We start from the raw sequence: 10019 nt of genomic DNA, 5'->3' as shown, positions 1-10019 counted from the left end.
TTTCATCAAAAAACAATTACTATTTTTAATAATGAAATAAATGTTTAATAACGGTCAACTCTATTCAGGGAAGTTCAGAATATAGAAAATGAAGCAAAGGATCATCAGAAATGAGAAAAATATAAAATTTCTCAACAGTCTAATTACTAACGGATTTTACAAGGGTTATATCGGACAAGAAAAATTTGAGTTAATCCCAAATCACTTCATAAACAACTATAGAATCATCGGAGTTTTAAATGAAAATAATGCTTATGAGTTGGAATTTGATTACAACTCACCTATGAATATAGCTTCTAAACTCGCAATTATTGTCATCGTAATTGCCTCAATCATTTTTTTGGCAAATAAAATATGGATTTTTCCAGTGCTTTTTTCTGTTTTTGGACTTATCTTATTTATAAATTTTAACCTAAAAAGAACCAAAGAATTAAACATTCTAACTGACAAGTTTTTAGAGTTCCATAAATCAGAAAATCAATAAAAAGAAAACTAAAATTATAGCTCTCGCCTAATGCTGAAAAATCTTAACTTCAGTGGCGCCAAAACCGTAAGTCTTAAAATCGGCGTCGTAATATTGTATATTGTTGTAGCGCGACAAAATGGTTTCTAATTCCATTTTTAGAACGCCTTCACCAACGCCGTGAATAAAAACCAGTTTCGGCACCCGTTCTTTTATAGCTTTTTCTAATTGGTAACGAGCAAAATCGAGTTGTTTGTTCAGCATATCAAAAGCACTCAAGTCGGTTCTATCGGTCAGTTGGTAAATATGTAAATCGTATACTTTGGCAGGAATCACTTTTTCGCGTTTAAAGCTCACTTTTTGAGGCCTTTCTTGATGTAATTCCTCGTTTTTAACTTGATTGATCGCCGCAGAAGAAACGCTAAACCCACTTTCTAACAATATCACTTCACTTTCGTCAAAAGGCATCAGAAAACCATCTTCGGTTTCGATATCCAAATAACCGTTATTCATGGTTTTTATCACACCAACTACATCGTCATCCAACACCTGAACCCTATCTCCTACTTTAAAGCTCATCTTTTCTTTCGTTTTCGTTAGCAGGCTTACTGTCCTTCTCTTTTTTACTTTCTACCTTTCGGGAAATAAGATACACCGCAATCATCAAACTGGCAACGCCAACAATTTGTAAAATAGCAGAAGTATCGGGCATAACCAAACTGTAAATGACCAATCCCGCTCCTGAGATAAACAACAGTATTTCAATCCATTTCATGTGAAATAAAAACTTAAAGTGTTAAAATTAAACAAATAAACAAATTTTTTAACAAATATATTTTGCTAATTTAAAAAATAGATGTACTTTTATAAAACAAAATTTCAGTAAGGCAAATGTGCTCATTTTATTAACGAATAAAAAGCTGAAATTTTAAGTAATAGGTCATTTATCTTAGATATTTTGACCGAAGGCAATTTAGTAATTATTAATTGAATAGACTTCAGTTTTTAAAATGATACTAAATTGCCTTTTTTATTTCTTATTTTTGAAGAAACTTTATTCCTATGGAAGAATGGATGCTTCCTTGTTTGACCCAAAAATTCTTTGGTTTCCCTTGTCCCGGCTGTGGTGGCCAAAGAGCTTTAATGCTACTTTTTAAAGGAGAGTTTACTGATGCTTTCTTGATGTATCCTGCTATTTTTCCGCTTTTAGCGATGGTTTTGGTGTTTGTTTCCCATCAGTTTTTCCAGTTGAAAAACTTCTCTTCTGTTTTTACCAAATTGGCCATCATAAGCGTAACGCTTATTCTTATCAACTATATATTTAAAATGATTCAATTTTTTGGTTAAATTTGAAAAAATCAAAACAACTAAAACTTAATTTATGGAAAACAGAAAATTACCAAACGCGACTATCTCTTTAGTATTAGGCATCATTTCTTATGTTGCTTGTTGCTTTTCTTGGGGTATTGGAGGAATTGTACTTTCAGGAATTGCTTTATACCTCTCTAATAAAGACAGAAAGACTTATGCTTTGGCTCCTGAGCAATACGATAATTATAGCCAAGTAAAAACTGCGAGAATCATCGCTATTATAGGTTTAGTTCTAGCTATTCTATTTTTTATTACTTGTATGGTGATGCTGGTTTCTTTTGGAAGTATGGAAGCAGTTGAGGAATGGGCTAAAGAAATGCAACAAGCGCAATTGGAAGCTCAAGGCCAGTAAACTCTTTATCATTAAAATAAAAATCCCGAAGCAAAACTTCGGGATTTTTATTTTCACAAATCTAAAACTACAACACCTAATACGGTGAGTATTACAACCACAAGAATTATGATATAAATTTTATATAGTTTTTCTTGATCTCTATAATCAGATATAAAATGTAAATCTGTACTTGCAATAATTCCCTTATCTTGTATGATCTGATCAACACTTTCTTGATCGGAACAACTAAAATAGTACTTCACCTCTCTATTGATAGAAGTATCTTTCTCAGTGTCTATATGAAAATTAATATTTTTATTTAATAATTCACTTTCAAAAACCACCACATCTTTCAACGAAATATAGAGTCTAAAAACACTCATGATATCTTAAATCAAGCTCCCTAGTTTTGATTCGCTTTATCTATCTTTCGAAGTCCTGTAAGGTCTTTTTGATGATTTCGATACAATCAATCAATTGCTCTTTATTCATTACTAATGGTGGCGCAAAACGAATGATGTTTCCGTGTGTTGGTTTTGCCAGCAAACCATTTTCTTTTAATGCCATACAAATATCCCAAGCAGTACTGCTATCTTCGCTGTCATTAATCACAATCGCATTGAGTAAACCTTTACCACGAACCAAATTTACAATTGTAGAATCGTCGATGTATTTCTGCATCTCTGCTCTAAAAAACCGACCCAATTCTTCTGCATTTTCAGCTAAATCTTCTTCTTCGATTACTTGTAAAGCTGCCATAGCAACTTCTCCAGCAACTGGATTTCCTCCAAAAGTAGAACCGTGCTGACCTGGTTTGATGACATTCATTACATCATCGTTAGCCAAAACCGCCGAAACCGGATAAACTCCTCCAGAAATTGCTTTTCCTAAGGTGACCATATCTGGTTTTACATTTTCGTGATCTACTGCCAATAACTTCCCTGTTCTCGCAATTCCTGTTTGAATTTCATCTGCGATAAAAAGTACATTATGCTTTTCACATAGTTCTTTGGCTTTTCTTAAATAACCTTCAGAAGGCACATAAACTCCTGCTTCACCCTGTATGGGTTCTACTAAGAATCCAGCAACATTTTTGTTTTCGCTTAAAGCGGAATCTAACGCATTAAGATCATCGTAAGCAATTTTGATAAACCCTGGCGTGTATGGACCAAAGTTTTTACGGGCGTTTTCGTCATTACTAAACGAAATTACCGTTGTTGTACGGCCGTGAAAATTGTTTTCACACACAATAATTTGTGCATCATTCTCATTGATTCCCTTTTTTTCATACGCCCATTTTCTACAGATTTTTATAGCTGTTTCTACCGCTTCTGCCCCTGTATTCATTGGTAGCATTTTGTCGTAACCAAAATACTCACTCACATATTTTTCATATTTTCCGAGCACATCGTTATAAAATGCTCTCGACGTAAGTGTAAGCGTTTTGGCTTGGTCGATCATTGCATTTACAATTTTAGGGTGGCAATGCCCTTGATTGACCGCCGAATAGGCCGAAAGGAAATCGTAATACTTTTTATCTTCGACGTCCCACACAAAAACACCTTCGCCTTTTTTTAAAACCACAGGCAGCGGATGATAGTTATGTGCTCCGTATTTATCTTCTAATTCTATCGCTTGCTGCGATGATGAAATCTCTTGAACTTGCATAGCTTTTTATTTAATTTTTACTCCATTTTTCAGTTCTCGCAAAATAACAAATGTTTCGCAAATTATAAACTGCTACTTAAGAAATCTTACTATTTTTGCCCTATGTCAAGAAAAAACAGAAAACAAGTTTTTGAGCAGGTAGAGATTATTGACGCTGGCGCGAAAGGAAAAGCTGTTGGCAAAGCTCCCGACGGGAAAATTATTTTTATAGATAATGCTGTTCCTGGTGATATTGCCGATATCCAGACTTTTAAAAAACGAAAAGCCTATTACCAAGGAAAGGCCATCCATTTTCATCAGCTTTCGAGCAAACGAGTTGATCCGGTTTGTGAACATTTTGGTGTTTGTGGAGGCTGCAAATGGCAAAACATGAGTTATGAGGCTCAACTTTTTTTCAAAGAAAAAGAAGTGACCAATAATTTGGTGCGCTTGGGCAAATTAGACATCGAGAACACTTTGCCTATTTTGGGTAGCAAAGACCAGTATTTCTACCGCAATAAAATGGAGTTTACCTTTAGCAACAATCGTTGGTTAACCTTAGACGAAATACAAAGCGATAAGGATTTTGAAAATAAAAATGCCTTGGGCTTTCATATTCCGGGCATGTGGGACAAAATTCTTGACCTTCACAAATGTCACCTTCAAGAAGACCCGAGTAATGCCATTAGAGATGAAGTAAAAGCTTATGCGAAAGCCAACAAGCTTTCTTTTTTCGATATGAAAAAACAAGAAGGTTTGCTGCGTACCTTGATGATTCGTATTGCTTCTACTGGGCAAATCATGGTATTGGTTCAGTTTTATGAAGACGACAAAATTGCCCGAGAAAAACTGCTCCACCATATTGCCGACACATTTCCGGAGATTACTTCGTTGCAATATGTGATCAACACCAAAGGGAATGACACAATTTACGATCAAGAAGTGGTCTGTTTCCGCGGAAGCGATTATATTATGGAAGAAATGGAGGGCTTGCAATTTAAAATCAACGCCAAGTCTTTTTACCAAACCAATTCTAAGCAAGCCTACGAGTTATATAAAATCACCCGAGATTTTGCCAATTTAAAAGGTGATGAAATTGTGTATGATTTATATACCGGGACGGGAACGATTGCTCAATTCGTGGCTCAAAAAGCGCAGAAAGTAGTGGGTGTAGAAGCCGTTCCTGAAGCGATTGAAGATGCCAAAGAAAACGCCAGAAACAACCAGATAGAGAATACCGTTTTTTATGCTGGCGATATGAAAAATGTGTTTACCCAAGATTTTATTGAAGCCAACGGAAAACCCGATGTGATCATTACCGATCCGCCAAGAGATGGGATGCATAAAGATGTAGTTGCTCAAATATTACGTATCTTACCCCAACGAATTGTTTATGTAAGTTGCAATTCGGCAACACAGGCACGAGATTTGGCAATGATGAAAGAGCATTATAAAATTACCAAATCACAAGCGGTAGATATGTTTCCGCAGACGCATCACATCGAGAATGTGGTTTGTCTAGAATTAAGATAGCATTATATGAGTCATAAATTTTTCTACTTCCTTCTTTTGCTGATTGGGTTTTCTGCTTGTCAGAAAGACGATATCTGTTCTGAAGCTACACCTACAACTCCGCATTTGGTGATTCAGTTTTTTGATATCAATAACATCACCGAAGCCAAAATCGCCCCCAATTTTAATGCTTATGAAGTAACTGACAACGGAAATATTAGTTATTATTATGAAACTGCTATTAACGACACTATTGCAAAAATTCCTTTAAGGACAGATCAAAACTTTACGGATTATAATTTGGTGATTAACCAGTTTATCAACGACGGTGAAATTTCTGAAAATACAGATCAAGTGAGTTTTACGTACGGGGTAAACGACAAATTCGTAAGTCGTGCTTGTGGTTATAAAACCGAATTTTTAGGACTCGACGCACAAGTAGATCAGGCAAACCCGGTAGAGAATTGGATAAAAACGATAGAAGAGCAACAACCTAACGATGTAATTGATGAAAATACGACACATATTTATATTTATTTTTAGTGTTTTGTTGGCTTGGCAAGGCTTTTCCCAAAGTAAAACCGCAAACGATTCGATTACGATTCAGGAGAAATATGGCATTCGAATTGGAGTTGATATCAGTAAACCACTGAGAAGTGTTTTTGATGAAAATTATACCGGATTAGAAATTATTGCCGATTATCGCATCAAAAAAAGATTATACGCTGCGGCGGAATTGGGATACGACGATATGAGTTATACCGAACCATACCTTGATGGAAAAACCAGTGGAAACTACATCAAACTGGGAGCCAATTACAATACTTACGAAAATTGGTTAAACATGCAAAACGAGATTTTTGTGGGTTTACGCTACGGGTTTTCCACTTTTTCGCACGAGCTTGATCGGTATGCCATTTATACCACTGATAAATACTTTGAAACAGACATTAGAAACCAGGCGCAAGAGTTCTCTGGGCTCACAGCAAGTTGGGCTGAATTACAAGTAGGTTTAAAAACCGAAATCTTTAACAATCTATTTTTATCACTTCACGTACAGCTAAAACTTTTGGTGACCGAAAAGGAACCTGAAAATTATGCCAATTTATACATTCCTGGGTTTAACCGGACTTATGGTGATGGCAACATTGGTGTGGGTTGGGGTTATGCGCTCTCTTATATGATTCCGATTACCAAAAATGAGAAAAAGATTAAGGCTGGAAAAGTGAATTAGTTTTTATTCCTATAGGTTGTTATTTTATCAACCTCTTCCTCAAATTCTCTATCAAAACCTTGCCCTGTTGATATAAGTGTTAATGTTTGATTTTGATTTTCATTGATCATCGTTACTTGATAAACACCTCCATAAATTTTTAATTTCTCTGGTAAATGATTGTAAGGATTGAGTTCTTTTGGCAACTCTTTGTCAAGCAAAAAATGCAATAACCGCTCTTTTGTTTCCAATTCGCCTTGAACAATTTTAATTAATTTTAATGATCGATAAGTTTTGGCCTCTATAAGAGAGTCTTTGTCTTCTATCATCACATAGACATCACTATCATTTTGCATACTTTTTAGAATCTCAGAATTTTTAAAAATATATTTTATATTATTCCTTTTATCAATTATTGAAGCATCTCCTCCAACTGATTTTATGGGACTTTCTGTTGAACTTTCGTCAGCAAAACTTTGTCTTGAAAATTTATCATTGTACACCAATTTTAATTTCATATTGGTTTGTTCGTTAAGCAACTGATTAATACTTGCTAAAGGTATGATGCTATCATTTAATTTTTTTAATTCAAAAGAGACCTCATAAGTTGCAAAATGCGTTTGAGCATAAAATGAGTATACGCAAGCTTGAAATAAGAAAAAAAGGGTGTATTTTTTTAACATAGAACATAGTTTTAAGGCACTTAAATATAAAGAAAATTACCAATCAGTATCTTCTAGCGTAAAAATATCACTTACTTCTACGTTAAAAATATGAGCAATTCGCAAGGCTAAAACGGTTGAAGGCACGTATTTACCTAATTCCATCGCATTGATGGTTTGTCGGCTAACTTTTATTTTTTCTGCCAAATCGGCTTGGGTCATATTGTTTTTGGCCCGTTCTACTTTTATACTATTCTTCATAAGCCAAAGATTTATTGAGTCTTGCCTTTTTCCAATGAAAACGAACGATAAAAAAAATAAGCAAAGTAAACATATTGAAAACCATCACCCAGAAAAAAGCGATATCGTAAAACAAGACAAATGAAATCAGTAAAATAACATAGTTAAAATAGGTTGCCCAAACTAAACTTTCCAACCTGATCTTGGTGATGAACTCATCTTCTACCCTTTCTTTCGAAAAAGCAACAAAAATTCCACCTATGATAATTAAAATTCCAATAATCTCATTTAGAATATTATTTTCATAAAAACCAAAAACTTCTCTTTTTTCTATAAAAAAGTCACCAAAAAAACCTGGTACTTTGATTGAGAAAACTTCAGGTTCGTAACTTGTGAATAAAGTGAACAACCCCATTATAACAGCTGGAATTAATAAAAACCAACCTACCTTTTTAAACCGATGCGGAAATAAATACTTTACATTCATGACTTTTAACTTTTCTTCAAATGTAAAGTATTTTTATCTAAATGTAAAGTTTATTTTACATTTTATTTTTATTAATAATAGTCATGCTAAACTTATTTTAGCACCTCATAAGTGGACGAGACCCTGAAACAAGTTCAGGGTGATATAAATTTACACTAGTTCTTACTCGCCTTTTTAGAACCTTCGTAGATGTCGTATTTGAGCAAACGGGACTCGAGTTTACCGTTGTAGAGTTTTATTTTTCGAGAAGGTCGTAAACCTACATTTTTTATGGCTTCAAGATTGGAAACTATAAACCAAGCTTGTGTATTGGGGTAGTTTTGTTTTAGCGTATCACCAATTTGGCTGTAAAATAACTCTAAATTAAGCAATTCCAATCTTTCGCCGTAAGGCGGGTTAAAAAGCATATGTAAGTGTCCTTCTGTCACTTTTTCTGTTTTAAAAAAGTCTTGCTGTTCGACGGAAATAAATTCGGTAAGATTTGCATTCTCGATATTCTCTTGGGCTTTTCTTACTGCAGAAGGCGCTTTGTCATAACCAATAATTTTATGGTCAAAACCTCTGATTTTATTTAAAGCCGAAGCTTCTATTTTTTCAAATAAATCGACATCCCAATCCTTCCATTTTTCAAAACCAAATTCTTTTTTATTGATATTTGGCGGAATATTACAAGCAATCATTGCCGCTTCTACCAAAATGGTTCCGCTTCCGCACATCGGATCCAGAAAATCTGATCTTCCGTCCCAACCGCTCATCAGCAACATACCTGCTGCTAAAACTTCATTGATCGGCGCAATATTGGTCGAAGCTTTATAACCACGTTTATGTAAAGATTGTGCCGAACTATCTAAAGAAACCGTGCAAAACATGTCTTCGATATGCACATTGATGCGTAAGTCTGGGTATTGCAAGTCGATACTTGGTCGAAAACCTGTGGTATTTCTAAATTTATCGACAATCGCGTCTTTGGTTTTTAGAGCAATAAATTTACTGTGGGTAAATTTTTGAGAATGCACCGTTGCGTCTATTGCGAGCGAACCTTTGTTGTGAAGGTATTCTTCCCAACGAATGTTATACATTTTTTTGTATAAATCGTCTTCTGAAAAAATTTTAAACGACTGGATAGGTTTTAAGATTTTGATAGCGGTACGCAAACTCAAATTGGCTTTGTACATAAAACCTTTGTCACCGTAAAAAGAAACATTACGCACACCCTTCTGTACATCTATTGCCCCAAGATTTTTTAACTCCTGTGCTAATACGTCTTCAAAACCGTATAAGGTTTTGGCAACCATTTTAAAATTTTCCATAGTAAGGATTTTCAACCCACAAAAATACACTAATTTTGCAGCCTATGAATAAAGAACCTTCAAAATGGTATGCTTCGTGGTTCAACACGCCGTATTATCATATTTTATATAAAGACCGAGACTATGCAGAAGCACAGCTTTTTATGCGTAATCTCACCAAGTTTCTAAAACTCCCACAACATTCTACCATTTTAGATTTAGCTTGCGGAAAAGGTAGGCATTCGGTTTATTTACACGAATTAGGTTATGATGTTACTGGCGTAGATTTATCTGAAAACAGTATTGCTTCCGCGAAAGCGTACGAAAAACCAGGGCTACATTTTGAAGTACACGATATGAGTGTTCCAATGGTACAAGCATTCGATTTGGTTGTGAATTTGTTTACGAGTTTTGGTTATTTTGAAAATGAAGAAGATAATTACAACACGATAAAAGCTATCAAACAAAACCTAAAACCCAATGGTTTTGGGGTGATTGACTTTATGAATGTAAAAAAAGTGATGAATAATTTAGTTGCCCAAGAAACAAAAACGGTGGGAAATATAGATTTTCACATCAGAAGATCTATCGAGAATGGTTTTATTTATAAAGAAATAAATTTTGAAGATAACCAGCAAAACTTCAGTTTTACTGAAAAAGTAAAAGCATTATGTCTTGAAGACTTCAAAAGTTATTTTGAACAAGCGGGAATCACTTTAAAACATACTTTTGGAGATTATCATTTAAACAATTTTGAGGAAGAAAGTTCAGATAGGCTTATCTTAGTATTTCAATAAAGAT

15 protein-coding genes are annotated in these 10019 nt (G+C 34.5%); 7 read left to right on the top strand and 8 right to left on the bottom strand.

Annotation, left to right across the window (positions count from 1 at the left end; translation table 11 throughout):
- Positions 1–88: 88 nt before the first annotated feature.
- The gene (locus tag DNG35_RS10390; protein ID WP_111128868.1) at positions 89–484 is read left to right on the top strand and encodes a hypothetical protein; all 396 of its coding nucleotides are present in this window, start codon (positions 89–91) and stop codon (positions 482–484) included.
- Between the two features lie 27 nt (positions 485–511).
- Here DNG35_RS10390 and DNG35_RS10385 read toward each other — a convergent pair whose 3' ends face one another.
- Complete coding sequence (locus tag DNG35_RS10385) at positions 512–1042, bottom strand: Smr/MutS family protein (RefSeq protein WP_111128865.1); 531 nt, start codon at positions 1040–1042, stop codon at positions 512–514.
- Complete coding sequence (locus DNG35_RS10380; protein ID WP_111128863.1) at positions 1032–1238, bottom strand: hypothetical protein; 207 nt, start codon at positions 1236–1238, stop codon at positions 1032–1034. The genes DNG35_RS10385 and DNG35_RS10380 overlap by 11 nt, the downstream gene beginning before the upstream one ends.
- A gap of 287 nt (positions 1239–1525) precedes the next feature.
- Between DNG35_RS10380 and DNG35_RS10375 the strand changes: the two genes are divergently transcribed.
- Both DNG35_RS10375 and DNG35_RS10370 read left to right on the top strand, forming a co-directional pair.
- The gene (locus tag DNG35_RS10375) at positions 1526–1810 is read left to right on the top strand and encodes a DUF2752 domain-containing protein (RefSeq protein ID WP_111128860.1); all 285 of its coding nucleotides are present in this window, start codon (positions 1526–1528) and stop codon (positions 1808–1810) included.
- A 34-nt stretch (positions 1811–1844) separates the two neighbouring features.
- Positions 1845–2186, top strand: coding sequence for a CCC motif membrane protein (locus DNG35_RS10370; protein ID WP_111128858.1), 342 nt, complete (start codon positions 1845–1847; stop codon positions 2184–2186).
- Positions 2187–2239: 53 nt separating this feature from the next.
- Here DNG35_RS10370 and DNG35_RS10365 read toward each other — a convergent pair whose 3' ends face one another.
- Positions 2240–2551 carry a hypothetical protein gene (locus DNG35_RS10365; RefSeq protein ID WP_111128855.1) on the bottom strand — a complete coding sequence of 104 codons (312 nt, stop codon included), beginning with the start codon at positions 2549–2551 and terminating at the stop codon, positions 2240–2242.
- Between the two features lie 40 nt (positions 2552–2591).
- Positions 2592–3836 carry an ornithine--oxo-acid transaminase gene (gene rocD, locus DNG35_RS10360; RefSeq protein ID WP_111128853.1) on the bottom strand — a complete coding sequence of 415 codons (1245 nt, stop codon included), beginning with the start codon at positions 3834–3836 and terminating at the stop codon, positions 2592–2594.
- 102 nt (positions 3837–3938) lie between these two features.
- On the opposite strand from rocD, the gene rlmD reads away from it, so the two are divergent.
- The 3 genes from rlmD to DNG35_RS10345 are packed head-to-tail and all read left to right on the top strand — an operon-like array spanning position 3939 to position 6561.
- The gene (gene rlmD / locus DNG35_RS10355) at positions 3939–5348 is read left to right on the top strand and encodes a 23S rRNA (uracil(1939)-C(5))-methyltransferase RlmD (RefSeq protein ID WP_111128851.1); all 1410 of its coding nucleotides are present in this window, start codon (positions 3939–3941) and stop codon (positions 5346–5348) included.
- Positions 5349–5354: 6 nt separating this feature from the next.
- The gene (locus DNG35_RS10350; protein ID WP_146228865.1) at positions 5355–5870 is read left to right on the top strand and encodes a DUF6452 family protein; all 516 of its coding nucleotides are present in this window, start codon (positions 5355–5357) and stop codon (positions 5868–5870) included.
- Positions 5836–6561 (top strand): DUF6048 family protein, encoded by a 726-nt coding sequence (locus DNG35_RS10345; RefSeq protein ID WP_111128847.1) that lies wholly within the window; start codon positions 5836–5838, stop codon positions 6559–6561. Before DNG35_RS10350 ends, DNG35_RS10345 begins: the two co-directional genes overlap by 35 nt.
- Here DNG35_RS10345 and DNG35_RS10340 read toward each other — a convergent pair.
- The 4 genes from DNG35_RS10340 to DNG35_RS10325 all read right to left on the bottom strand — a co-directional run bounded on the left by DNG35_RS10340 (position 6558) and on the right by DNG35_RS10325 (position 9239).
- Positions 6558–7223 carry a hypothetical protein gene (locus tag DNG35_RS10340; protein WP_111128845.1) on the bottom strand — a complete coding sequence of 222 codons (666 nt, stop codon included), beginning with the start codon at positions 7221–7223 and terminating at the stop codon, positions 6558–6560. The two genes, DNG35_RS10345 and DNG35_RS10340, sit on opposite strands and share 4 nt — an antisense overlap.
- A 36-nt stretch (positions 7224–7259) precedes the next feature.
- Positions 7260–7463: a helix-turn-helix transcriptional regulator gene (locus DNG35_RS10335; RefSeq protein ID WP_111128843.1), complete on the bottom strand. Its 204-nt coding sequence runs from the start codon at positions 7461–7463 to the stop codon at positions 7260–7262.
- Positions 7453–7929, bottom strand: a complete 477-nt coding sequence (locus DNG35_RS10330; RefSeq protein ID WP_111128841.1) for a hypothetical protein — start codon at positions 7927–7929, stop codon at positions 7453–7455. The genes DNG35_RS10335 and DNG35_RS10330 overlap by 11 nt, the downstream gene beginning before the upstream one ends.
- Before the next feature lie 155 nt (positions 7930–8084).
- On the bottom strand, positions 8085–9239 hold the full coding sequence (locus DNG35_RS10325; protein ID WP_111128839.1) for a class I SAM-dependent RNA methyltransferase: 1155 nt from the start codon (positions 9237–9239) through the stop codon (positions 8085–8087).
- 44 nt (positions 9240–9283) lie between these two features.
- Here DNG35_RS10325 and DNG35_RS10320 point away from each other — a divergent pair, with 44 nt between their 5' ends.
- Positions 9284–10015, top strand: a complete 732-nt coding sequence (locus tag DNG35_RS10320) for a bifunctional 2-polyprenyl-6-hydroxyphenol methylase/3-demethylubiquinol 3-O-methyltransferase UbiG (protein WP_111128837.1) — start codon at positions 9284–9286, stop codon at positions 10013–10015.
- The last annotated feature ends 4 nt before the right edge of the window (positions 10016–10019 follow it).

This window comes from Mesonia sp. K7, assembly GCF_003233725.1.
In the GTDB taxonomy this organism is placed as follows: Bacteria; Bacteroidota; Bacteroidia; order Flavobacteriales; family Flavobacteriaceae; genus Mesonia.
The sequence above is the reverse complement of the archived record's forward strand: the minus strand, read 5'-3'. Positions and strand labels throughout refer to the sequence as shown.

Coding starts and splice junctions, on each gene's coding strand:
- DNG35_RS10325 (WP_111128839.1), bottom strand. CDS start 9,239: ATGGAAAATTTTAAAATGGTTGCCAAAACCTTATACGGTTTTGAAGAC.
- DNG35_RS10345 (WP_111128847.1), top strand. CDS start 5,836: ATGAAAATACGACACATATTTATATTTATTTTTAGTGTTTTGTTGGCT.
- DNG35_RS10350 (WP_146228865.1), top strand. CDS start 5,355: ATGAGTCATAAATTTTTCTACTTCCTTCTTTTGCTGATTGGGTTTTCT.
- DNG35_RS10375 (WP_111128860.1), top strand. CDS start 1,526: ATGGAAGAATGGATGCTTCCTTGTTTGACCCAAAAATTCTTTGGTTTC.
- DNG35_RS10365 (WP_111128855.1), bottom strand. CDS start 2,551: ATGAGTGTTTTTAGACTCTATATTTCGTTGAAAGATGTGGTGGTTTTT.
- DNG35_RS10320 (WP_111128837.1), top strand. CDS start 9,284: ATGAATAAAGAACCTTCAAAATGGTATGCTTCGTGGTTCAACACGCCG.
- DNG35_RS10335 (WP_111128843.1), bottom strand. CDS start 7,463: ATGAAGAATAGTATAAAAGTAGAACGGGCCAAAAACAATATGACCCAA.
- DNG35_RS10380 (WP_111128863.1), bottom strand. CDS start 1,238: ATGAAATGGATTGAAATACTGTTGTTTATCTCAGGAGCGGGATTGGTC.
- rocD (WP_111128853.1), bottom strand. CDS start 3,836: ATGCAAGTTCAAGAGATTTCATCATCGCAGCAAGCGATAGAATTAGAA.
- DNG35_RS10370 (WP_111128858.1), top strand. CDS start 1,845: ATGGAAAACAGAAAATTACCAAACGCGACTATCTCTTTAGTATTAGGC.
- rlmD (WP_111128851.1), top strand. CDS start 3,939: ATGTCAAGAAAAAACAGAAAACAAGTTTTTGAGCAGGTAGAGATTATT.
- DNG35_RS10340 (WP_111128845.1), bottom strand. CDS start 7,223: ATGTTAAAAAAATACACCCTTTTTTTCTTATTTCAAGCTTGCGTATAC.
- DNG35_RS10330 (WP_111128841.1), bottom strand. CDS start 7,929: ATGAATGTAAAGTATTTATTTCCGCATCGGTTTAAAAAGGTAGGTTGG.
- DNG35_RS10385 (WP_111128865.1), bottom strand. CDS start 1,042: ATGAGCTTTAAAGTAGGAGATAGGGTTCAGGTGTTGGATGACGATGTA.
- DNG35_RS10390 (WP_111128868.1), top strand. CDS start 89: ATGAAGCAAAGGATCATCAGAAATGAGAAAAATATAAAATTTCTCAAC.